The sequence below is a fragment of the Mesorhizobium sp. M0983 genome (genome assembly GCF_040318975.1).
In the GTDB taxonomy this organism is placed as follows: Bacteria; Pseudomonadota; Alphaproteobacteria; order Rhizobiales; family Rhizobiaceae; genus Mesorhizobium.
On sequence record NZ_JAMYNH010000029.1, the window covers coordinates 21,046 to 43,345 of the forward strand.

Consider the following 22,300-nt stretch of genomic DNA (forward strand, 5'->3'; position numbering starts at 1 on the left):
GGAATTTATTCCTGCCTTGATGGCATGGTCCGGGCGCTCCAGCCCGACCATTTGCCGAGTCCGGCCCGAAAGCCTATATGCCGGGATCAAAGGACAAAGCATGGCTCGCATCTACCAAACACGCATCTGGCACGACCAGCTTTCGCCAACGATGGAGGAAATCGAGCTCCTGGCGCTGGAGGCCTATGCCCATCTGCCGGAGGAGTTTCGCAAGCTGACCGGCGAGATCGTCATTCAGATCGCCGAATTCCCGACCGACGAGATCATGGACGACCTTTCGCTGGAAACGCCCTTCGACCTGCTCGGCCTGTTCGAGGGGCGCGGCATCGCCGAGCGCTGGAATCCGCAGACCGGCGAAGGCCCGAACCGGATCACGCTCTACCGCCGCGCCATCCTCGACTACTGGGCCGAGAACGAGGAGACGCTGGGCGACATCGTCACCCATGTGCTGATCCATGAGATCGGTCACCATTTCGGCCTGTCGGACGATGATATGGAGAAGATCGAAGAGGCAGCGGAGTGACGTCGTTTTGACTGGAGAGCGCAGCGTTCCTTCGCGCCAGCGTCCAGAAGTGTCCCGCATTCGCGGGCACCCGAAGCGATGTCAGCGCTACCAGTCGCTGAGCTTGGTGTCGGGGCCGTATTCCTGGCCTTCGATGTCCTTCACCACCGCCTGGCCGCAGCGCATGGTCTTGGCATTCTTGTCATAGGCATAGGTCGGCGAGCCGAACAGGTGCCAGCCCTTGTTGAGCGCCGCCGTCACCTTGTGGCAGAAGCTGGCGTCGTCCGGGCCGGACAAAAAGCGGTAGAGTTTCATTTTCAATCCCGTCGTGAGTTGCAATCATGCGCGAACAGCGGCGGCCTTCGCCAGCAGTTTTTCGGCCTGCGCCAAATGCAGCTGCTCGACCATCTTTCCGTTCAGCGCAATCACCGCCTTGCCGGTATTTTCGGCAAGCGCGAAGGCATCCTTGATCGCGCCCGCCTCGGCTATCGCTTCAGGCGACGGCGCAAAGGCCCGGTTTGCGGCCTCGATCTGGGCCGGATGGATCAGCGATTTGCCGTCGAAGCCCATGGCGGCCGCTTCCGTGCACTCGCGCGCAAACCCGTCCATATCGCTAAAATCATTGAAGACGCCGTCGAGCAGGTCGAGGCTGCCGGCGCGCGCGGCGAGCACCATCTGCATCAGCCACGGCACGAGATAGCGCCGGTCGGGCGTGGTGAGAATTCCGGTGTCCTTGACCAGATCATTCGTTCCGGCAACGAAACAAACCAGTCGAGAGGCTGGGTCGCGGCCAAGCTCGGCGATCGGGCCGATGTTGAGCAGCGCCTTGGGTGTCTCCATCATCGCCCATAGCTTGACCTCGTCCGGCGCAAAATTGTCGTCGAGAACGTCACCGGCCTCGAGAATGTCGCGCGGCGTGTCGACCTTGGGCAGCAGGATGGCGTCGGGAGCGCATTTTGCCGCAGCCAGCAGATCGTCGGCGCCCCATTCGCTCGACAGCGCATTGATGCGCACAACCATCTCGCAGCGCCGGTTGGAACGGCCGGCGAAAATCCCCGCCAGTTTTTCGCGCGCGGAAAGCTTGTCGGCCGGGGCGACGGCGTCCTCGAGATCGATGACGACGGCATCGCAGGCCAGCGACCGGATCTTGGCCAATGCCTTGTCGTTCGAAGCCGGGACGTAAAGCACCGAGCGGCGCGGGCGGGAGGGTTCGGCAGTCATGTCCGATCTATGCCGCCTGCAGACGGCCGAGGCAAGCCGTGCATAAAAACTGCACGCAATTTCGGAAAATCTCCTCGTCTCCGCCCCGCTTGCCACCCGACAGAATGCGACAAGGGCGGCATGCAAGAGCAAACAAATTGCCGTTGGTCCCTGCCGTACCGGCTTCGCCGCGACAGCTGGTGGCTTGTCGATCCGCCCCCGGCAAACCTCCTCCCTTTCGTCCGCAAATCCCCGCCCAGATATTCCGGCCGCATCAAAGCGGCCGAGAAAGCCCGATCATGACAGCGTTCCTCACGCCGGCGCCGAGCTATTGCAGCCGCTTCGGCGTTGCCGTCCTGCTCGTCGCGCTGGCCGATTTTTTCTTCTATAGCCAACCGGCCGGCATCACGCTTTTCCTGTTCGGCGTTGCGATTGCCACCACGAGCATGGCTGTCCATCCTCTCGGCTCCTTCAACGATGGCAGGCCCTGGTTCAAGCCAGTTGCGCTGCTTGTGGCGCTGCTGCCGCTCGCGGAAAATGTCAGTGCGCTGTCCGTCTCGATCGGGCTGGCGGCGCTGGCCGTCTTCGCGCTTTCGCTGGCCGGGCGGTTGAAGCACGGGGTTGCCCGCATTGCCGGCCAACTCTCGCTATTCCTGCTTGCAACGCCCTTTCGGTTCGTCCTGGATTTCTTTCGCTGGCGCAAGGCGGCCCGGCAGCTTGGCCGACGGCGCGTGCGCCTTGCGACGATTGCCGTCTGGGTCATGCCGCTAAGCCTCGGCGCGGTGTTTCTCGCGCTGTTCGGCGCCGCCAATCCGGTCGTCGAATACTGGCTGTCGCTGATCGACCTAATGGCACTGCTCGAGCTCATCCAGCTGCCGCGTCTCGCCTTCTGGCTGTTCGTGCTGGTCGGCGTCTGGGCCTTTCTGCGCCCGCGCCTACCGCGCTTTCTCCGCTCCATTCCGCGTGTGCTGTCGCCTGTGCCTGTCGGCCGGGCGACGACAAAACCCGCCAAGGCGATCGAGGACATCATCTTCGGCAAGGCCGCGATTCTTCGTGCGCTGGTCGTCTTCAACATCCTTTTCGCGATGCAGACCGCGCTCGACGCCACCTATCTGTGGGGCGGCATCGCGCTTCCCGACGGGCTGACCTACGCCGCCTATGCGCATCGCGGCGCCTATCCCTTGATCATCACAGCGCTGCTCGCAGCCGGCTTCGTCCTGGCGGCGCTGCGGCCGGGCAGCACGACCTCCAGCGATCCGCTCATCCGCCGGCTGGTCTACGTCTGGGTGGCGCAGAACATCGTGCTGGTCATCTCGTCGATCCTGCGGCTCGACCTCTATATCGGCATCTACGCGCTGACCTACTGGCGCATCGCCGCCTTCGTCTGGATGGGACTGGTGGCGGCGGGCCTTGCCCTGATCATCGCCCGCATCGCGTTCGAAAAATCCAATGAATGGCTGCTTTCCGCCAATCTTCTGACGCTTTCAATGACGCTCTATGCCTGCTGCTTCGTCAACTTCGCGGCGCTGATCGCCAACTACAATGTCGAGCACTCATTCGAAATGACCGGCCAAGGCACCGAACTCGATTTCTGGTATCTGCGTACGCTCGGTCCCAGCGCCTGGCCGGCGCTCGACCGTTTCCTCGAGCATCAGGGCAGGACGAATGCGGCCAGCGTTTCCTCGTACCGCGAACTCGCCCGTTTGCTTGGGCAGGACGAGGCCCGCTACCGCGCCGGCCTAGAAAACTGGCGCGCCTGGAGCTTTCGCGACTGGCGGCGCCTTCGTGCTCTCGACACACGTATCCCGTTCGTGGTTCCTCCGATGTCCGAACCCTTCATGCCGGGCCGCTGATTTGATGCCGCACCACATACTGGTCGCCGACGACGATCCGCACATTCGCGAAATCATCTGCTTCGCGCTCGAAAAGGCCGGCATGAAGACGCTGGCGGTGCCGGACGGCGCGGCTGCCTTGCAGGCGATCGAACGCCGCGCGCCCGATCTCGTCGTGCTCGACATCGGCATGCCGGAAATGGACGGGCTGGAAGTGTGCCGGCGGCTGCGCCACACATCCGACGTGCCGGTGCTGTTCCTGTCCGCGCGGGATGAAGAGATCGACCGCATCCTCGGGCTGGAAATGGGCGGCGACGACTATGTCACCAAGCCGTTCAGCCCGCGCGAGCTGGTCGCCCGCGTCAACGTCATCCTGCGCCGCGCCCGGCCTGCGCCCGAACATGCCGACGATCGGCAATTCTCGCATGGCAGACTGGCCTTAGTGCCGGCAAGCCATACAGCCAGCTTCGACGGCAAGCCGCTGGTGCTGACGGGCATCGAATTCGCGATCCTGAAAGGGTTTTTGGCGCGTCCCGCGCATGTGCTCGGCCGCGACATGGTGATGGCTAATGCCTATGCTGCCAATATCCACGTCGCCGACCGCACCGTCGACAGCCATGTCCGCAACATCCGCGCCAAGCTGGCGGCGGTCGGCTGCGTCGATGCAATCGAGACCGTGCATGGCGTCGGCTTCCGGCTCGGCAAATGCGGCGCGTGAGCGCCCAAGAACGGATTGGCAGCAAATGGCGGCCACGGCTTGCCACGGTCGTCATTGCCATCCTGATCATGGTGATGGCACTGCCGCTGGCCGGCCTGTTCTTCTTCCGGCTGTACGAGAACCAGCTGATCCGCCAGACCGAGGCCGAGCTGATCGCGCAAGGTGCCGCCCTTGCCGCGATCTATGCGCTAGAGGTCCGTGAGGCCGGCCTTGCCCCGGAAAAGCTCGGCACACCCATGCCTCCACCCAGTACAAGGGATCGGGCTTCTGCCTACCAGCCGATCGAACCGCGCCTCGATCTTGCGTCCGACAGGATACTGCCGACCCGGCCCGCGGCCACGGCGGCCAGCGTCGATCCTGCCTTCGCGGCAATCGGCGCGCGGCTGTCGGGCATTCTTGCCGAGACGCAGAAAACCACGCTGGCCGGCTTTCGGCTGCTCGATCCCAGCGGCGTGGTCATTGCCGGCCGCGAGGAGGCCGGCCTGTCGCTCGCCGCGGTCGAAGAGGTTCGCGCAGCGCTTGCCGGCCGCTACGCCAGCGCGCTCAGGCTGCGGGTTCCCGACCAGCCATCGCCGCCGCTCTATTCGGTCAGCCGCGGCACCAAAGTCCGCGTCTTCGTCGCCATACCAGTTGCGGTCTCCGGCAAGGTCGCCGGCGTGGTCTATCTGTCGCGGACGCCGAACAACATCGTCAAGCATCTCTTTCGCGAGCGCGGCAAGGTGGCGCTGGCGGCAATCGCCATCCTCGGCGGCACGCTGCTGATCGGGCTGGTCTTCCTGCGCACCGTCAGCCGGCCGATCTATGCACTGATCGAGCGCACCGAGCGCATCGCCGCCGGCGACCGTGAGGCGATCAGGTCGCTTGATCACCACGGCACGCGCGAAATGGCGGCGCTCTCCGCGGCCTTCCTCGACATGGCCGAAAAGCTGCATGCGCGCTCCGACAGCATCCAGACCTTCGCCACCCACGTCTCGCACGAACTCAAATCGCCGCTGACGGCGATCCAGGGGGCAGCCGAACTGCTGCGCGATTCGGGCGGCGCGATGGACGAGGCCGAGCGGCGGCGTTTTTCAGACAATATCGTCACCGATGCCGGCCGGCTCAATCTGCTGGTGCGCCGCCTGCTTGACCTTGCGCGTGCCGAAAATCTCGAGCCCAGCGGCCAAGGCACATCACTCGCTCCGGCACTGGCGCTGCTGCCGGCCGACCACAGGCTGGCGGTGCGCCTCGAGGCGGGCGCCGATATCGGCCTGCGCATATCGGCCGAAAACGCCGCGATCGTGTTGGCCAATCTCATCGACAATTCGGCGCGACACGGCGCGACGCTGGTCTCGGTCACGGCAGCAAGCGCGGACGGCAAGGCCACCATTGTGGTGGACGATGACGGCGCCGGCATTTCGCCCAGCAACCGAGGCCGCATCTTCGAGCCGTTCTTCACCACGCGCCGCGATTCCGGCGGCACCGGCATGGGCCTCGGCATCGTGCTGGCCCTCCTGAAAGCGCATGATGGCACGATCCGGCTGGTTGACTCGGCGAGCGGCACGCGCTTCGAGATCATCCTGCCGGCGGCGTGACTCGGCGGTTCAGACCGGAAGGGCGAAAAAGGTGCATTACGACATCATCATCATCGGCGGAGCCATCGTCGGCTCCTCGGTCGCCTATTATCTGCGCGAGGAAGGGTTTTCGGGCCCGATCGCGGTTGTCGAGCGCGACCCGCAATTTTCCCATGCGGCGACAACGCTGTCCTGCGCCTCCATCCGCCAGCAGTTCTCGATCCCTGAAAACATCCGGCTGTCGCAGTTCACGCTGAAACTGTTCCGGCGGTTGAAGGAAGAATTCGGGGCGGACGCCGATATCGGCTTTCGCGAAGGCGGCTATCTGATCCTTGCCGGCGAAAACGGGCTGCCTATCCTGCAGGCCAACCACGAGGCGCAGATGGCCGAGGGCGCCGACATCGTGCTCGAGGATGCCGAGGCGCTTGTTCGTCGGTTTCCGTGGCTATCGGCCGAGGGTATCACTGCCGGGGCCTACGGCCGCAGCGGCGAGGGCTGGTTCGACGCGCATGCGATGCTGATGCTGTTCCGCAAGGCGCTGCGGACGAAGGATATCGACTTCATCACGGCGTCGGTGACCGGCATCGAGCGGCAAGGCGGCCGCGTCACCGGTGTGACCCTCGAAAATGGCGAGCGGCTTGAGGCCGGCATCGTCGTCAATGCTGCCGGGCCGAATGCCGGCAAGGTGGCAGCAATGGCCGGGCTGGCGCTGCCGGTGGAGCCGCGCAAGCGCAATGTCTTCGTCTTCGAGGCGCGCGAAAAATATGACGACATGCCGCTGCTGGTCGACCCGAGCGGCATCTATGTCCGGCCGGAAGGTTCGGTCTACATCACCGGCGGCGCCGAGCCGGAAGAGGGCGAAGGCCCCGCCGACCCCACAGATTTCGAACCCGACTGGCCGCTGTTCGAAGAGGTGATCTGGCCGGTGCTGGCGACCCGTATTCCGGCCTTCGAGGCGATCAAGCCGACGCGCGCCTGGGTCGGCCATTATGACTACAACACGCTCGACCAGAACGCGGTGATCGGTTCGCATCCCGAGGTCGGCAATTTCTTCTTCGCCAACGGTTTTTCCGGCCACGGCTTGCAGCAGGCGCCGGCGGTCGGCAAAGCGCTGGCCGAACTGATCGTCCATGGCGGCTATCGCACGGTGGATTGCTCGGCGTTTGGGTATAGCCGAGTCGCTGAGGGGCGGGCGTTTCGTGAATTGAACGTGATTTGAGGGAAGGCCGCCCAGAATAAGCCGCTCTGTCGAGTTCCCGCCCTCCCCTCTGTCCTGCCGGACAGAGGGGAGGCTGCCCCGCCGATATCAAAAGTCCGCACGCTAGTAGTCAAAACCTGACGCTTGGTACCCGAAACGGAATACCGCTGCCGACTCATTTCGGACATCTAGGGCAGATACTTAAAGAGCCATGGAAAGCAGGAATTTGGCTTGACCTCCACTAGTTGGAAGGCACTTTCAGTGTTGATGTTCGCAATTATCCCATTCTCTGGATGCAGCAACGACCCTGAGTCACCGGAGAACAAACGTATATACTCTGTTCTCCAGCATCAGGAGTTTGAATTACGTCAGCAGAATAATCGTGCCAATTATTTTTTTGGCAAGCGAGTAATGGATACTGAAATCAATACTATCGCCTTCCCTCTCGCCGGTGAGGCGAAAGGCTATGTAGTGTTTTATGCCACGCCCGAAGAGGGTGGGTTAATTCTGTCGGTTCCGCAGCAATATGACGATATCAGTCTGACGAAGCAGACGCTTGAAGCCATCGTTGATAAAGGCCTCATCTCAAAGCCGCTTGAAATTCACCTTGCGTCACGCGCGCACTGAGCGCTTTGCCAAAAAGTACATGGTAGCGTCCGCTTTCCACCCTGAGCGGGCTTACGGCCCCGGAACCAAGCGTCAGATTTCGACCACTAGTGGTTAAGTTCTAACGCTTGGTACCCGATCGTGAGCGCGGCCACATCGCGAGCGCTCCTTCTCCTACAGGCAGAAATGTCTGACGCCATCTGGCCGCAAATGTTATCTCTAGCGATCCGTCCTCGATCGAAGAAGGATGCAGTCAGTGGATGACTGGAGAATCGGGAATATCTGGATAACCAGAATTCTGGAGATGTGCGACCCTCTGCGGACGCCGTCGGAATGGTTTCCCGACTGCACCGATGAAGCGCTCGAACCGCATCTTCATTGGCTCACGCCGCGATTAATATCGCCTGCAACCGGCCGGCTTATTCTTCCCATCCAGAGTTTTCTTGTTCGTACCGGACGCCACACCATTCTGGTCGACAGTTGCGTCGGCAACGATAAGACGTTCGCATACTTCCCCCATTGGCATCGCCGCAATGACGGCACCTTTTTGGAGCGCCTGGCAAATGCAGGTGTTGCTCCCGAGCAGATCGACTATGTGCTGTGCACCCATCTTCATGTCGACCATTGCGGTTGGAACACACGATTGGTGGACGGGCGTTGGGTACCGACATTCCCGAACGCCCGCTACATCATGGCGCGGCGCGAGTTCGAGGCCGCACAGGCGGCCTCCGGTGATGACGAAGATCGGACCTATGAGGACAATGTGTTGCCAATCGTCGAGGCTGGTCGGGCTGTGCTGTCGATATGGATTATGAACTCGATGGCGAAGTGTGGCTGGAACCGACGCCGGGCCACACCCCGGGGCACGTAGCCATCGGCCTGAAATCTCGAGGCGTAGGGGCAGTGTTTTCCGGCGATCTCATGCATTGGCCGATGCAATGCATATACCCTGACTGGAGCTTTCGGTACGACACGGACCCTGACCAGGCACGTCGGACGAGATGGGCATTCCTGGAGGCTTGCTCGGACAATGGCCGCATCGTAATGACGTCGCATTTTCCCTTGCCGTCGGTGGGAACCATCTCGCGACGCCAGTCATCATTCTGGTTCGAGGATCAGCAGCCGCCGTAATCGCCGAGGACGCCGACTGGGCGATCGCCCTCGGCCACCCGCACTTGTCGAAGCGCCGCTCAAGCGCGGCGTCTTCACTCGGTGGTCGACCTCCAGGGCGGCAATCTACCCCTTCCTCGCCGAGCACAACCAGCAGCCCAGACCCTTCATCTGGACCGCCGACCCCGACAGGATCGCCGCCGCGGTCAAACGCGGGCACCAAACGTTAGATTCGATCCACTAGCTGGCAAGGCAACGCGTCAGCGCTTGCGGTCGAACCAGAACGCGTCGGACACGCGCTTCATGCCGATGCGCTCATAAAAGCCGACGGCGTCGGGCATGGAAATCAGGCTTATGGCAACGGAAGGCCCGAGTTGCCGGCGCGCTTCATCAAGCAGGCCCTTGCCGATGCCGAGCCCTTGCGCCGATTTGCAAACGGCGAGCTCGGAAACGAAACAGACCCACGAGAAATCGGTAACACCGCGGGCAACACCGACCAGCGGCTTCCCTTCTGTATCGAGACGCGCGGTGAGCACCAAATTGGCCCCTGACAGCATCGCGTTCAATCGGGTGTCGTCATCGACGGGGCGATTGGCGCCGAGGCCGGATTCCACCAGAACGCGGCGGAACTCGGCGATGCCGAGACCCGGTTCGCTGGCGTAGAGGACCTTGGATCGCGTTGTCATGTCGACAAAAGTGCACCATGGGCCGGTGGTTTTGAAGCTGTTTTGTACCGATCTTGCGTTTCGATCGACGACGGAGGTCCAAAAACAGCCGCCTTTTATTTGCCCGCGGCTTTGTGTAAACCGGGCGCCAGCAATTTCCCGCAACAAGAAGAAGACGGGCAAGGACATGGAAAAATTCACCAAGCTCACCGGCGTCGCCGCGCCGATGCCGATCGTCAATGTCGACACCGACATGATCATCCCCAAGGATTATCTCAAGACGATCAAGCGCACCGGACTCGGCACCGGCCTGTTCGCCGAAATGCGCTACAAGGACGATGGTTCGGAAAACCCGGACTTCGTGCTCAACAAGCCGGCCTACCGCAAGGCGCAGATCCTGGTCGCCGGCGATAATTTCGGCTGCGGCTCGAGCCGGGAACATGCGCCGTGGGCGCTGCTCGATTTCGGCATCCGTTGCGTCATCTCGACCTCGTTCGCCGACATTTTCTACAACAATTGCTTCAAGAACGGCATCCTGCCGATCACCGTCAGCCCGGAAGATCTTGAGAAACTGATGGACGATGCTTCGCGCGGTTCGAACGCGACGCTGTCGGTCGATCTGGAGGCCAAGGAAATCCGTGGGCCTGACGGCGGCGTGGTCAAGTTCGACCTCGACGAGTTCAAGCGCCATTGCCTGCTCAACGGGCTCGACGATATCGGCCTGACCATGGAAAAAGCCGGCGCCATCGCTTCGTTCGAGAAGAGGAACGCCGCTGAGCGCCCCTGGGCCTGAGCGGTACGATGCCCCGCCCGCGACAGGCCGGGTTCGTGGCGGCTGAACGGAGGGACAGTCATGACACGTTCGCTTCTTGTCGGGGCCTGCGCGCTGGCGTGGATTCTGATGCCGGTGGCTGGCGCGCATGCACAGACCGACATGGTGCTCGTGCCGGCTGACGATGCGCCCGGCAGGGCCGCCGACCAGGGCGCGTTGAGCAATGCGGCCCTAGCCGACAATGACAAACAGGCGCCGATCCCGTTCGAGGGCGGCCAACTGACCATCACCCAGGAGGAAGAGTACGGGGAACGGGTGCTCGCCTTCGACGGCAAGGAACTGGCGCGCAATTACGACGTCTTCTTCGACAAGATCGTCGAGGTCGGCGGCGTCAAGGTGGCGCTGGTCGATGTCGGCGACGGCGGCAATCAATGCGGCCCGGCCAAGGTGATCGTGTGGAAGCCGGAAGGCGGCACGATCCAGACGGTCACGGTCGAGCAGGATGAATGCGGCGCACCGCCGGCCGCGATCTCCGACAGCGCCATCTATTTCGTACCCTATCTTTTGCCGGGCGATTCCAAGCCGGCGCTGCAATGGTCGCCGACGGCCGGGCTGACGACCTCGGGCAATTTCACCTATATGCCGGAGCCGGGCACCGACTGGAAGGACGTCGATCCGTCGAAATACGACAACGTCATCGATGCCTTTCACAACGAGGCTGTCTACAGGCTAGCCGAGACGCTGCTCGGCAAGGACATGCCCGACATGGCGACTAGCCTGCTGGTCGGCGGCGGAACTGAGAAGACCGCTTCGGGCGCCTTTTTTGCCAGCGGCTGCGTGCCGCATGATTGCGGCGGCAATGACGGCTTCATGGCGGTCGACCCGGTCAAGCACAAGCTCTATTTCGCCCGCCGCGGCGACAAGCCCGAGCCGGACGCGTGGCCAGCGGTGAGTACATGGCCGGCCGACGTCAAGGAAGCGCTGGACAAGGCGCTGGGGTCGGCGAATTAGGTACTTTTGCAAAGCGCAGTGACCACCACGCCTTGGACGAGAGGGCTTTGTCGAGGCGGGAGACTCATAACAACCGTCAGTTCTATCTGGCCCATGGCGGGATCGGCTCGTTCCCTGCAAGATATCCGCGACGATTTGCGGAGGACCCATGCGAAAACTGATCTCCACCGGTTCGCCCTTCGAAAAGACCGCCGGCTATTCGCGCGCCGTGGTGCAGGGCGACTGGTGTTTCGTGTCCGGAACGACCGGCTACGATTATGCGACCATGTCGATGCCGGAGACCGTGGAGGCACAAACGCGCAATTGCCTGACGACGATCGCCAAGGCGTTGCGAGATGGCGGCTTCGAAATGGCTGACGTGGTGCGGGCACATTACTACATCACCGATGCGGCTTTCGTAGATGTGGTGTTCCCGATCCTCGGCGAGGCGTTTGGCGAGATCAGGCCGGCAGCAACGATGATCGTGTGCCAGCTCAACAAGCCGGAAATGAAGGTCGAGATCGAGGTGACGGCGCTGCGGCGCACAGCCTGATGCCTGTCACGGTTGCGACAACGACACGGTTAGCACGAGGATCGGCCCATGGTGAAGGTCAGACGCATCGTTGCAAACATAGACACGCAGGATATCGCGGCGGCAAAACCCTTCTATCAGGATGTGCTCGGCCTCGATCTCAAGATGGATATGGGCTGGATCGCTACCTATGGCTCGCAAGAGACGATGTCCGTGCAGGTCAGTTTCATGGCCGAAGGGGGATCAGGAACGCCGGTGCCGGACATCTCTATCGAAGTCGACGACGTCGATGCCTCGCTTGAAAGCATGAGGACGGCCGGCTTTATCATCGAGTACGGTCCGGCAGACGAACCCTGGGGCGTGCGGCGCTTCTTCGTGCGCGACCCGTTCGGCAGGCTGGTGAATATCCTTTCGCATCTGTAGACGTTTTGTCTTGAGCATCGGATTTTCCCAAAACCGGTTGCCACTTTTGGGTCCGATGCTCTGAACCGCAGGCTTGCGCGTCGGTCGCTTGGCGTTTAGCAAGGCCGCGTTCATGCGCTAAAATAATCGGGACGGTTCTCATGGCTTCGAAAAATCTTCTCCTGCTTGCCGGCGATGGCATCGGCCCCGAGGCGATGGCCGAGGTGAAGAAGCTGATCGCCGCGATGAACGACAAGCTCGGCAGCGATTTCGTCACCGATGAGGGCCTTGTCGGCGGCTGCGCTTACGACGCACATGGCGCGGCGATTTCCGATGCCGACATGGCCAAGGCAATGGCGGCGGACGCGGTGCTGTTTGGCGCCGTCGGCGGACCGAAATGGGATGCCGTGCCTTACGAGGTGCGCCCGGAGGCGGGTCTGCTGCGGCTGCGCAAGGACATGGAGCTGTTCGCCAATCTTCGACCCGCCATTTGCTATCCGGCGCTGGCGGCGTCCTCCTCGCTCAAGCAGGAGGTGGTCGAGGGGCTCGATATCCTCATCGTGCGCGAGCTCACCGGCGGCGTCTATTTCGGTGAGCCGAAGCAGATCATCGATCTCGGCAACGGCCAGAAGCGCGGTATCGACACCCAAGTCTACGACACTTTCGAGATCGAGCGCATTTCGGGCGTTGCCTTCGAATTGGCACGCACGCGCAAGAACCACGTCACCTCGATGGAAAAGCGCAATGTGATGAAATCGGGCGTGCTGTGGAACGAGGTCGTCAGCCAGACGCAAAAGGCCAGGTATGCCGACGTCAAGCTCGACCATATGCTCGCCGATGCCGGCGGCATGCAGCTGGTGCGCTGGCCCAAGCAGTTCGATGTCATCGTCACCGACAATCTGTTCGGCGACATGCTGTCCGACATCGCCGCCATGCTGACCGGCTCGATCGGCATGCTGCCGTCGGCCTCGCTCGGCGCGCCGGATGCGAAGACAAAAAAGCGCAAGGCGCTCTACGAGCCGGTGCATGGCTCGGCGCCCGACATCGCCGGCAAGGGCATCGCCAATCCGATCGCCATGATCGCCTCCTTCGCCATGTGCATGCGCTATTCCTTCGGCATGGTGACTGAAGCCGACAAGCTCGAAGGTGCGATCGCCGCCGTGCTCGACGAGGGCCTGCGCACCAGGGATATTCATTCGCCGGGGATGACCGAGGTCGGCACCGCTGAGATGGGCGACGCGATCATCGCCAAGTTCCTGGGCTGATCCTGTGTAGGTCGACGTCCGCTGGGCGACTGCCGCCGATGCGGCGGCACTCCCGCGGTTAGATTTGGACACCCGCCGGCACCGGACCCCACTGGTTTTCACGCGGCTGGGTCGGGATCAGCGCAAAGATCAGGATGATCACGGTGCCGAAGGTCGGGATCAGGAAAAGCAGGAAGAGCCAGCCGGTCAGGCCGATATCGTGCAGGCGGCGCACGTTGAGCCCGAACCACGGCAGGGCTGTCGCCAGCAGGAAGAGGCCGCAAAGGCCGACCGTCACTGCCGGCAATTCACTGTTGTCGAGATTGCCCATGGCGTCGTCGATGAAGACGCCGAGTCCTGTCGCCACGATCAGCGCGATCGTCCAGAACAGGCAATAGCCCCAATATTCCTTGCGGCGGGCACGGCCGGCGAAGTTGAAATAATTTTCGGTCAGGCCACGCGAGAAGTAGCTCCACACGCCGGTGGATTCGGCGGTTTGATTTTCAGCGGAACGGCCGAAATGTTGCGGCTGACGTGCCGCGGGCGCATTGCCGGCCTGAGATGGGGCGGCCGTTGCAGCGGAGGCACGGGCGGGTGCACTGGCAGGTTGGGCGTGGATCGAAAAAACATCGCGTGCCCGTCCGCCAGCCGGCTGGAATTCGACGGTCGTGCCTCCGGCAACCGACGCTTGGCGGCGCAAGTCCTCGCGCGCGAAGCTGTAGCGGTTGCCATCGGCCCCGGTAATGAAACCGAAGGCCTGGTCCTCGTCATAGTGAAGAACTTCGCCGCGCATGTCCTGCCCACCCCATTGCCCTGCCCCAGACTGTGCAAAGTTCCGGTAGACCGCAAGGGGCGTGCGCGAAATGGAAGGGGCAGGCTATTCACCCCGGCCGTTTCTTCGATTTCTTGTGTTTCGCCGGTCCGCCTTCGAATTTCGCCTTGGCCGGTTTGCCGGCCCAGGGCTTTGCCTCGAATGCCGGGCGCTGGTCAGCCGGTGCGCGCTTCTCGAATTTGGGCGCGTTCTGATCGAATGTCCGCTTGCCGCGGTGCGGCTTCTTGTCGGGGCGCGGCTCCTGATAGCCGGCCCGCGACAGATCGGGCGTGCCGTCCAGCCGCTTGACCGCAATGTTGCCCTGCAGCTTGCGGTCGGGGCCGATCGCGGCGAGGAAGCGCTCGGCCCAGTCCGCCGCGATCTGCACGAAGGTTTCTTCCGGCTGCATCTTGATGGCGCCGATCTCGCGCTTGGAGATGCCGCCTGTCCGGCACAGCATCGGGATCAGCCAGCGCGGCTCGGCATTCTGCCGGCGTCCGACCGACAGCGAGAACCAGACGCTGTCGCCGAAATCGTCGCGGCGGCTCGGTGCCTCGTCCCGGCGCGCAAATTTTTCGCCCGACGGCGTGAACGGTGCGACGTCGAGAAGATCCTCCGGCGCCGAGCGGCTGGAGCGGCACATCCGTACGAAGGCTGCGGCGACCTGTTCGGGTCCGTGCTGATCGAGAAGCGCCTGGACGAAGCCTCGCTCCTCATCCTTCATAGGCTCGCTGAGGACCGGGTCGGCGAGAATGCGCTCGTCATCGCGCCGGATCACGTCGTCGGCCGAGGGCGGGCTCGCCCAGGTCGCCGCAAGGCCGGCACTCTGCAGCAGCCGCTCGGTGCGTTTGCGGGCATTGTTGGGCACGATCAGCGCGCTGACGCCCTTGCGCCCCGCCCGTCCCGTTCGCCCGCTTCGGTGCAGAAGCGTCTCCGGGTTGGTCGGCAAGTCGGCATGGATCACCAGCTCGAGGTTGGGCAGGTCGATGCCACGCGCCGCGACGTCAGTGGCGATGCAGACCTTGGCGCGGCCGTCGCGCATCGCCTGCAGCGCGTGGCTGCGCTCGTTCTGGCTCAGCTCGCCGGACAGTGCCACGACGGAAAAGTTGCGGTTGTTGAAGCGCGCTGTCAGGTGATTGACGGCGGCACGCGTGTTGCAGAACACCAGCGCGTTCTTCGCCTCATAGTACCGCAGCACGTTGATGATGGCGTTTTCGCGGTCGGCCTGCGCGACGCCCAGCGCCCGGTATTCGATGTCGAGATGCTGCTTCTCCTCGCCCGAGGCCGAGATGCGCACGGCATCGCGCTGGTAGCCCTTGGCCAGCGTGGCGATGGAGCGCGGCACGGTCGCGGAAAACATCAACGTGCGGCGCTCGGCAGGGGCGGCGTCGAGGATGAATTCCAGGTCCTCGCGAAAGCCGAGATCGAGCATCTCGTCGGCCTCGTCGAGCACGACTGCCTTGAGCGCCGACATGTCGAGAGAATTGCGGGTGATGTGGTCGCGCAGGCGGCCGGGCGTGCCGACGACGATATGGGCGCCACGCTCCAGCGCGCGTCGCTCGGTGCGCATGTCCATGCCGCCGACGCAGGACGACACCGTGGCGCCTGTCAGCTCGTAGAGCCATTCCAGCTCGCGCGTCACCTGCAGGGCCAGCTCCCGTGTCGGCGCCACGGCCAGCGCCAGGGGTGCCGCCGCGTGGGAAAAGCGCTCGGCGCCGTCGAGCAGCGTCGGCGCCAAGGCCAGTCCGAAAGCCACGGTCTTGCCGGAGCCGGTCTGGGCTGAAACCAGCGCATCGGCCTGACCGAGCTCAAGAACCGCTTTCTGCACCGGTGTCAGCTCGACATAGCCGCGTTTTTCCAGCGCCTTTGCCAGCGCGGGGACAATAGCTTCGAAGTTGGACATATGCTTCTTTCGAAATTCGGATTCTTAAATGCCCGGCGACGGGTCTGATGTCGGCAAGCGCCACGACGGGCGCCACGAGCCAAACGATGCCCGTTCGTACTTCGTGCCGCCCTCATTGTACAGGGCGGGCGATCCGCCTGGTTGCGATTGACTCCTTACGCAAACCGCGTAAAAGCCGGCACCGAACGGGATAGTTTTCGATGCGCGGCCTTTTGATGGCGCTTCTTGCCTTCGACATCCCCGGCCCCAATGCGAACCATTGGGCCGGACGTCTCGGTGCGCCTTTCCGTTCCAGCAAAACCACGTTCTTGGTCAAAAAAACCGGTAAAACGACCACCAAAACGGTCTGATTCCCTTGGCCTAACCACCCTCTCCCGGGTCCGGCCCGGGGTGAAACCCGCATTGGCCGGCGGGTTTCTCCAGAAACCGAGCGGAGAGGGACAGGAGATTTCGATGAGTTTCAAGGTTGCGATCGTCGGCGCCACGGGCAATGTGGGCCGAGAAATGCTCAACATACTGGAAGAGCGCGGCTTTCCGGTGAGTGAGGTGGTGGCGCTGGCCTCGCGGCGCAGCCAGGGCACGGAAGTGTCGTTCGGCGACCGCACGCTGAAGGTCCGGACGCTCGACCAATATGATTTTTCCGACACCGACATCTGCATCATGTCGGCCGGCGGCAACGTCTCCAAGGAATGGTCGCCGAAGATCGGCAAGCAGGGCTGCGTCGTCATCGATAATTCATCGGCCTTCCGCTACGACCAGGACGTGCCGCTGATCGTTCCCGAAGTGAACCCGGATGCGATTTCGCTGTTCACACGCAAGAACATCATTGCCAACCCGAACTGCTCGACGGCGCAGCTGGTCGTGGCGCTGAAGCCGCTGCATGACTTCGCCACCATAAAGCGCGTCGTCGTCGCCACCTACCAGTCGGTCTCCGGCGCCGGTAAGGAAGGCATGGACGAACTGTTCACGCAGACGCGGGCGGTGTTCGTCGCCGATTCCGTCGACGTCAAGAAGTTCACCAAGCGCATCGCCTTCAACGTCATCCCGCATATCGACGTCTTCCTCGACGACGGCTTCACCAAGGAAGAATGGAAGATGGTGGCCGAGACCAAGAAGATGCTCGATCCCAAGATCAAGCTGACGGCGACCTGCGTGCGGGTGCCGGTGTTCATCGGCCATTCGGAAGCGGTCAACATCGAGTTCGAGAAGCCGATCACCGCCGATGAGGCGCGCGAGATCCTGCGCGAGGCGCCGGGCTGCCAGGTCATCGACAAGCGCGAGGACGGCGGCTACATCACGCCGCTGGAATCGGCTGGCGAGGACGCCACCTTCATCTCGCGCATCCGCGAGGATTCGACCATCGACAACGGCCTGTCGATGTGGATCGTCTCCGACAATCTGCGCAAAGGCGCGGCACTCAACGCGGTTCAGATCGCGGAGCTGCTGGTCGAGCGCGGGCTGATCCAGCCAAAGAAGAAGGCGGCATAACTTCTCGCTCACGGGCCGCATCGCCGCTTCGCGGCTGGCCCTCCGCGGGGGCGCCGGACGGCCGGCGGCCCGCGGTCGCAGGCTTGTGAGATGAGCATTGCGACTAAAATCGCGCTGCGTCCGGCTAACGGGTCGGACGCAGGCGCAATTGCCAGGATCATGCGCGCAGCGCTTTCGTCGTTCGACTGGATGCCGGTCCTGCATACACCGGATGAGGATATGGCCTTCATCAGCGGCACCGTGCTGGCGCAGCAGCACGTGACGGTCGCCGAAATCGACGCGGCCATTGTTGGCTTTGTCGCCGTTGCAGGAGAATGGGTCGAGCAGCTCTATCTGGATCCTGCCTGGACTGGCCAAGGCATCGGCGCCCGGCTGCTGACACAAGCAACCGCGAATTTGCCGGTTGTGAAATTGCATTGCTTTCAGTCGAACTCAGGCGCTCGGCGCTTCTACGAGCGCCATGGCTTTCGCGCGGAAGCTTTGGGCAACGGCACGAACAATGAAGAGCGATTGCCCGACATTTTGTACGTCCGAAGGCATTGATCCTTATCGTGCGGCGTCCGCAGCGAGTTTCTGCAAAACATCCAGCGCCTCCTCCGCCCGGTCGGCGGGCACGAACAGGTGATCGTGGTAGAAGGCCGAGACCGGATTGACGCCGATGCCGGCGGTGGCCAGCCGCGCGGTGATGGCGGCGAGGAAGCCGACCGCTTCCAGCGACGAATGGACGTTCAGCGTCAGCATCCGGCAGCGGAACACGGTTTTCAGGCCAGCGGTCTTGGCCTGGTCTTCAAGCACGATCAGCGTCATGCCCTCGTGCTCGCGAAACAGCATTACCGGATCGAGCTGGTCGGGAACGGCCGCATCAGGTGGCAACGTGGTGAAGACATGAACGCCGGCAAGCAACTCCGGCGTCATTGCCGCCAGCAACTTTTTCAGGTCGGTCTCTCCGGCCATCGCTTACTTTCGTTGTGCGATTAGGCGGCTGCTGCCGTCGAGCGCTCGGGAGATACCCTTACGGATTTCCAATAACGCCCTCCACCTCACCTCGCAAGGTGGACTTGGCCAGGTTGGTTGCTGGCTGAACTTGCACATCCAAGGTCGCCGTCCCCGGAGTGAAAAAGCACTGGAGGCATGTCGGATGGCCGTCATGGGACGCGTCCTTGGTTCGAGCTGGCAGAAAAGCCAGTGCTCGCAACGACCGGAGGGAACATCAATGACCAAGTCTCAGGCAGCATCCGTCTCACCGCGCGCCCTCTGGGCCGGTCGCGTGCTCAGCGCCGTCATCGTGCTGTTCATGATCTTCGACGGCGTCATCAAGCTACCGCCGCTCGAAATCGTCACCCAGACCATGGTGCAGCTCGGCTGGCCAGCCGATGCCAATGTCTCGCGCATGCTCGGCATCATTGGATTGGTCTCGACAGCACTTTATGTACTGCCGCGCACCTCGGTGCTCGGCGCCATCCTGCTCACCGCCTATCTCGGCGGCGCCATCGCCACGCATGTGCGTATCGGCAGCCCTTTGTTCTCGCATATGCTGTTCGGCGTCTACCTTGGCGCCATCCTCTGGGGCGGCCTGTATCTGCGCGATCCAAGGGTGCGCGCGCTGATCCCGTTCAGCCAATAGCAGCGACTTCCAAAGCCGTTCGATGGCGGCCACGCCGCCAGAGAGGGCGCTGTCTGCCGCCGCCTTTCTTCTCTTTGGATCAAATCGAGCGCCGCCCGGTCTGCTGCCGATCTTCTTCTTTGGATCAAATTGGCTGGTTGCGAGTTAGGGGGCGCAGCGGCGAGGACGGCACCCTGTTGGAGAGGAACGACAATGAAAAAGGTGATGATCTTGATGGCCCTGCTGGTGCCGCTCGGTGCCTGCTCCCGTACTGAGCAAGGCGCGGCCGTTGGTGGCCTGGGCGGTGCGGCGGTCGGCGCCGCAGTGGCCGGCAACCCGACCAAGGGCGCGGTGATCGGCGGTGCGGCCGGCGCCTTGGCCGGTGCGCTGATCGGCCGTGCCAGCGAAAGCGGCCAGTGCCGTTATCGCGATCGCAATGGCCGTGTCTACGTTGCGAGTTGCCCGGAAGGCTATTGATCGGGCCGCATCATACGGATGGACAGCAAAACGGCGGGCAAAGGCCCGCCGTTTTGTGACTGGTCAGCCGTTTTGTGAAGGGCAATCGATGACTTATTCGGCGCTGGCGGCTTCCGCCTCGGCCGGCGCGGCGGAAGCGGCGGCAACAGCGGCTGCAGCTTCCTCCTGCGCCTTCTTCAGCAGGGCTGCGCGCTCTTGCGCCTTCTTGCCGGGCTCGGCCTTCTTCGGGTTGGCGCGGGCTTCGCGCTTGGCGAGGCCGGCCTCGTCGAGGAAGCGCAGCACGCGGTCGGTCGGCTGGGCGCCGTGCGACAGCCAATGCTTGACGCGCTCGGCGTCAACCTTGACGCGTTCGCCGTCCTTGGGCAGCAGCGGGTTCCACGAGCCAAGCGACTCGATGAAACGGCCGTCGCGCGGCGAACGGGCATCGGCGACGACGACGTGGTAATAGGGACGCTTCTTCGAGCCCGCACGGGCCAGTCGGATTTTCAGTGGCATTTCTTTTCTCCTAAAAAGCTCTGATTTGGTTGATCGGTTGGTGGCTGGTCCTCAGCCGGTTTTCGTTATGCCGTTGGATGCGGCGATCTGCTCGTGATGGCGGATCACTTCGCGGACGACGAAGTTCAGGAATTTTTCCGCGAAATCCGGGTCGAGATGGGCGTCCTTCGCCAGTTGGCGAAGACGGGCGATCTGCTGCTGCTCGCGTGCCGGATCGGCAGGCGGCAGGCCATGCTCCGCCTTCAGCACGCCGACCGCCTTGGTGCAGCGGAAGCGCTCGGCCAGCATGTGGATCAGCGCCGCGTCGATGTTGTCGATCGAGGCGCGATAATTGACCAGCGCCGCGCGCGCGTCAGCCATGTCCTTTTCTTCGTTCATGGCGCCCTCATTTCTTCTTGCCGAGGCCAGGCAGCCCGCCGCCGGATCCCGGCAAACCAGGGAGCTTCATGCCGCCGGGCAAGCCAGGCAGGCCACCGCCAGCGGGAAAGCCGCCGGGCAGGCCCTTCATGCCGCCGAGCCCGGCCGCCTGTGCCTGCTTCTGCAAGGCCTCGAGCTGCTTGGGGTCCATCTTGGACAGATCGGGCATGCCGCCGCCCATCATGCCGCCTTGGCCGCCCATGCCGGGCATCATGCCGCCGAGCCCCATCTTGGAAGCGAGGCCGCCCATCATGCCGCGCATCAGGCCGCTACCTTTGCCCTTGCCGCCCATCGCCTTCATCATGTCGGCCATGCCGCGATGCATCTTCAACAGCTTGTTGATTTCGGCCGCGTCGGTGCCCGAGCCGGCGGCGATGCGCTTCTTGCGCGAGTGCTTCAGAATATCGGGATTGGCGCGCTCGGCCTTGGTCATCGACGAGATGATGGCGAGCTGGCGGCCGAACATCTTGTCGTCGAGACCGGCGGCGGCCATCTGGTCCTTCATCTTGCCCATGCCCGGCATCATGCCCATGATGCCGCCCATGCCACCCATTTTCGACATTTGCTGAAGCTGGCCGGCGAGGTCGTTCAGGTCGAACTTGCCCGACTGCATCTTCTTGGCCATCGCCGCCGCCTGCTCGGCGTCGATGTTCTCGGCTGCCTTTTCGACGAGGCTGACGATGTCGCCCATGCCGAGGATGCGGTCGGCGATGCGCTTGGGGTGGAATTCCTCCAGCGCGTCCATTTTTTCGCCGATGCCGATCAGCTTGATCGGCTTGCCGGTGACGGCGCGCATCGAGAGTGCTGCGCCACCGCGACCGTCGCCGTCCATGCGGGTCAGCACGAGGCCGGTGATGCCAACACGCTCATCGAAGCTTTTCGCCAGATTGACGGCGTCCTGGCCGGTCAGCGAATCGGCAACCAGCAGGATCTCGTGCGGCGACGACACCTTCTTGATGTCGGCCATCTCGACCATCAACGGCTCGTCGATGTGCGTACGGCCGGCGGTGTCGAGGATGACGATGTCGTGGCCGCCGAGCTTTGCCGCCTGCACGGCGCGGCGGGCGATGTCGACTGGCGTCTGGCCGGCGACGATCGGCAGCGTCGCGACCTTGACCTGCTCGCCGAGCTGACGGAGCTGCTCTTGCGCGGCGGGACGCCGCGTGTCGAGCGAGGCCATCAAGACCTTCTTGTTCTGGCGCTCGGCCAACCGCTTGGCGATCTTGGCCGAGGTCGTCGTCTTGCCGGAACCTTGCAGGCCGACCATCATGATGACGACCGGAGCCGGCGCATTGAGGTCGATGGCGACGCCCTCGGCGCCGAGCATCTCGACCAGCTCGTCATGGACGATTTTGACGACCATCTGGCCGGGCTTGATCGACTTGACCACGGCGGCGCCGACGGCCTTCTCGCGCACCTTGTCGGTGAAGGAACGCACCACTTCCAGCGCCACGTCGGCCTCGAGCAGCGCGCGGCGCACCTCGCGCAGCGCCGCCGAGACATCCGCCTCCGACAAGGCGCCGCGGCCGGTGAGGCCGTTCAGGATCGAACCAAGACGTTCCTGTAGCGATTCAAACATTCTTTTTCCTTTTCCCTGGCACCCGGATGATGCCCGAGAGGTAATGCGTTCGCGCCAGCTGTCCAAGCAAAAGCCGGTCCGGGCAAAAGCCCAAAGCCAAAAAGCACCCGGGGGCGCACAGCGCTGCCGGGTGTTGGCCTCCGGGATCGATTTACAGCACTTCACCTCAAAGAGGTTTCGGCGTCCCGGTCGGTTTGCTCGGA

The 22,300-nt window shown here is 63.1% G+C and carries 26 protein-coding genes and 1 pseudogene; 18 read left to right on the top strand and 9 right to left on the bottom strand.

Annotated elements, in window-relative coordinates:
• Positions 1–100: 100 nt before the first annotated feature.
• Complete coding sequence (locus tag NKH71_RS29685) at positions 101–523, top strand: metallopeptidase family protein (RefSeq protein WP_023721935.1); 423 nt, start codon at positions 101–103, stop codon at positions 521–523.
• 87 nt (positions 524–610) lie between these two features.
• On the opposite strand, the gene NKH71_RS29690 is transcribed toward NKH71_RS29685, so the two are convergent.
• Both NKH71_RS29690 and NKH71_RS29695 read right to left on the bottom strand, forming a co-directional pair.
• Positions 611–817, bottom strand: coding sequence for a DUF1737 domain-containing protein (locus NKH71_RS29690; protein ID WP_023721934.1), 207 nt, complete (start codon positions 815–817; stop codon positions 611–613).
• Positions 818–841: 24 nt separating this feature from the next.
• Positions 842–1,723, bottom strand: a complete 882-nt coding sequence (locus tag NKH71_RS29695; RefSeq protein WP_352791707.1) for an HpcH/HpaI aldolase/citrate lyase family protein — start codon at positions 1,721–1,723, stop codon at positions 842–844.
• Positions 1,724–2,001: 278 nt separating this feature from the next.
• Between NKH71_RS29695 and NKH71_RS29700 the strand changes: the two genes are divergently transcribed.
• From NKH71_RS29700 to NKH71_RS29730, 7 genes and pseudogenes are all read left to right on the top strand, one after another.
• Positions 2,002–3,555: a DUF4153 domain-containing protein gene (locus tag NKH71_RS29700; RefSeq protein WP_023721932.1), complete on the top strand. Its 1,554-nt coding sequence runs from the start codon at positions 2,002–2,004 to the stop codon at positions 3,553–3,555.
• A gap of 4 nt (positions 3,556–3,559) precedes the next feature.
• A complete protein-coding gene (locus tag NKH71_RS29705) occupies positions 3,560–4,252 on the top strand; it encodes a response regulator transcription factor (RefSeq protein WP_352481091.1) in 693 nt (230 codons plus the stop codon).
• Positions 4,240–5,826 (top strand): ATP-binding protein, encoded by a 1,587-nt coding sequence (locus tag NKH71_RS29710; RefSeq protein WP_352791705.1) that lies wholly within the window; start codon positions 4,240–4,242, stop codon positions 5,824–5,826. Before NKH71_RS29705 ends, NKH71_RS29710 begins: the two co-directional genes overlap by 13 nt.
• 31 nt (positions 5,827–5,857) lie before the next feature.
• Positions 5,858–7,024, top strand: a complete 1,167-nt coding sequence (locus tag NKH71_RS29715) for an NAD(P)/FAD-dependent oxidoreductase (protein ID WP_023721929.1) — start codon at positions 5,858–5,860, stop codon at positions 7,022–7,024.
• A 210-nt stretch (positions 7,025–7,234) separates the two neighbouring features.
• On the top strand, positions 7,235–7,630 hold the full coding sequence (locus tag NKH71_RS29720) for a hypothetical protein (RefSeq protein ID WP_352481088.1): 396 nt from the start codon (positions 7,235–7,237) through the stop codon (positions 7,628–7,630).
• Positions 7,631–7,865: 235 nt separating this feature from the next.
• Positions 7,866–8,480 carry an MBL fold metallo-hydrolase gene (locus NKH71_RS29725; RefSeq protein WP_352895766.1) on the top strand — a complete coding sequence of 205 codons (615 nt, stop codon included), beginning with the start codon at positions 7,866–7,868 and terminating at the stop codon, positions 8,478–8,480.
• Between the two features lie 318 nt (positions 8,481–8,798).
• A pseudogene (locus tag NKH71_RS29730) lies at positions 8,799–8,963 on the top strand (IS630 family transposase); the annotation flags it as partial.
• Between the two features lie 16 nt (positions 8,964–8,979).
• On the opposite strand, the gene NKH71_RS29735 reads toward NKH71_RS29730, so the two are convergent.
• Positions 8,980–9,405 carry a GNAT family N-acetyltransferase gene (locus NKH71_RS29735; RefSeq protein ID WP_023721925.1) on the bottom strand — a complete coding sequence of 142 codons (426 nt, stop codon included), beginning with the start codon at positions 9,403–9,405 and terminating at the stop codon, positions 8,980–8,982.
• 166 nt (positions 9,406–9,571) lie between these two features.
• On the opposite strand from NKH71_RS29735, the gene leuD reads away from it, so the two are divergent.
• The 5 genes from leuD to leuB all read left to right on the top strand — a co-directional run bounded on the left by leuD (position 9,572) and on the right by leuB (position 13,345).
• Positions 9,572–10,177: a 3-isopropylmalate dehydratase small subunit gene (leuD, locus tag NKH71_RS29740; RefSeq protein WP_023721924.1), complete on the top strand. Its 606-nt coding sequence runs from the start codon at positions 9,572–9,574 to the stop codon at positions 10,175–10,177.
• A gap of 60 nt (positions 10,178–10,237) precedes the next feature.
• Positions 10,238–11,167: an Ivy family c-type lysozyme inhibitor gene (locus NKH71_RS29745; RefSeq protein ID WP_352895769.1), complete on the top strand. Its 930-nt coding sequence runs from the start codon at positions 10,238–10,240 to the stop codon at positions 11,165–11,167.
• 148 nt (positions 11,168–11,315) lie between these two features.
• A complete protein-coding gene (locus tag NKH71_RS29750) occupies positions 11,316–11,699 on the top strand; it encodes a RidA family protein (RefSeq protein WP_023721922.1) in 384 nt (127 codons plus the stop codon).
• A 51-nt stretch (positions 11,700–11,750) separates the two neighbouring features.
• The gene (locus NKH71_RS29755; protein WP_352481122.1) at positions 11,751–12,101 is read left to right on the top strand and encodes a VOC family protein; all 351 of its coding nucleotides are present in this window, start codon (positions 11,751–11,753) and stop codon (positions 12,099–12,101) included.
• 140 nt (positions 12,102–12,241) lie between these two features.
• Positions 12,242–13,345 carry a 3-isopropylmalate dehydrogenase gene (leuB, locus tag NKH71_RS29760; RefSeq protein WP_023721920.1) on the top strand — a complete coding sequence of 368 codons (1,104 nt, stop codon included), beginning with the start codon at positions 12,242–12,244 and terminating at the stop codon, positions 13,343–13,345.
• Positions 13,346–13,403: 58 nt separating this feature from the next.
• Here the strand turns inward: leuB and NKH71_RS29765 are convergent, their stop codons facing one another.
• Together NKH71_RS29765 and NKH71_RS29770 are read right to left on the bottom strand one after the other, a co-directional pair.
• On the bottom strand, positions 13,404–14,117 hold the full coding sequence (locus NKH71_RS29765) for a DUF805 domain-containing protein (protein WP_023721919.1): 714 nt from the start codon (positions 14,115–14,117) through the stop codon (positions 13,404–13,406).
• Between the two features lie 88 nt (positions 14,118–14,205).
• Positions 14,206–16,038, bottom strand: coding sequence for a DEAD/DEAH box helicase (locus tag NKH71_RS29770; protein WP_352587998.1), 1,833 nt, complete (start codon positions 16,036–16,038; stop codon positions 14,206–14,208).
• Between the two features lie 200 nt (positions 16,039–16,238).
• On the opposite strand from NKH71_RS29770, the gene NKH71_RS29775 reads away from it, so the two are divergent.
• The 3 genes from NKH71_RS29775 (at position 16,239) to NKH71_RS29785 (ending at position 18,069) form a co-directional block, all read left to right on the top strand.
• Positions 16,239–16,388, top strand: coding sequence for a hypothetical protein (locus NKH71_RS29775; RefSeq protein WP_023721917.1), 150 nt, complete (start codon positions 16,239–16,241; stop codon positions 16,386–16,388).
• 103 nt (positions 16,389–16,491) lie between these two features.
• Entirely contained in the window at positions 16,492–17,526 is a 1,035-nt protein-coding gene (locus tag NKH71_RS29780) for an aspartate-semialdehyde dehydrogenase (protein WP_023721916.1), read from the top strand.
• Positions 17,527–17,685: 159 nt separating this feature from the next.
• On the top strand, positions 17,686–18,069 hold the full coding sequence (locus NKH71_RS29785; protein ID WP_352516117.1) for a GNAT family N-acetyltransferase: 384 nt from the start codon (positions 17,686–17,688) through the stop codon (positions 18,067–18,069).
• A gap of 3 nt (positions 18,070–18,072) precedes the next feature.
• On the opposite strand, the gene NKH71_RS29790 is transcribed toward NKH71_RS29785, so the two are convergent.
• Positions 18,073–18,480 (bottom strand): ACT domain-containing protein, encoded by a 408-nt coding sequence (locus NKH71_RS29790; RefSeq protein ID WP_352481080.1) that lies wholly within the window; start codon positions 18,478–18,480, stop codon positions 18,073–18,075.
• Between the two features lie 259 nt (positions 18,481–18,739).
• Here NKH71_RS29790 and NKH71_RS29795 point away from each other — a divergent pair, with 259 nt between their 5' ends.
• Both NKH71_RS29795 and NKH71_RS29800 read left to right on the top strand, forming a co-directional pair.
• On the top strand, positions 18,740–19,150 hold the full coding sequence (locus NKH71_RS29795) for a DoxX family protein (protein ID WP_023721914.1): 411 nt from the start codon (positions 18,740–18,742) through the stop codon (positions 19,148–19,150).
• Between the two features lie 192 nt (positions 19,151–19,342).
• Positions 19,343–19,606, top strand: a complete 264-nt coding sequence (locus NKH71_RS29800) for a YMGG-like glycine zipper-containing protein (RefSeq protein ID WP_023680734.1) — start codon at positions 19,343–19,345, stop codon at positions 19,604–19,606.
• Between the two features lie 93 nt (positions 19,607–19,699).
• Here the strand turns inward: NKH71_RS29800 and rpsP are convergent, their stop codons facing one another.
• Genes rpsP through ffh form a run of 3 tightly spaced genes read right to left on the bottom strand, consistent with a single transcriptional unit; the run spans position 19,700 to position 22,097 of the window.
• Positions 19,700–20,101, bottom strand: coding sequence for a 30S ribosomal protein S16 (rpsP, locus tag NKH71_RS29805; protein ID WP_023721913.1), 402 nt, complete (start codon positions 20,099–20,101; stop codon positions 19,700–19,702).
• A gap of 51 nt (positions 20,102–20,152) precedes the next feature.
• Positions 20,153–20,479 (bottom strand): chorismate mutase, encoded by a 327-nt coding sequence (locus NKH71_RS29810; protein WP_023721912.1) that lies wholly within the window; start codon positions 20,477–20,479, stop codon positions 20,153–20,155.
• Between the two features lie 7 nt (positions 20,480–20,486).
• Complete coding sequence (gene ffh / locus NKH71_RS29815; protein WP_352481079.1) at positions 20,487–22,097, bottom strand: signal recognition particle protein; 1,611 nt, start codon at positions 22,095–22,097, stop codon at positions 20,487–20,489.
• Positions 22,098–22,300: the final 203 nt, after the last annotated feature.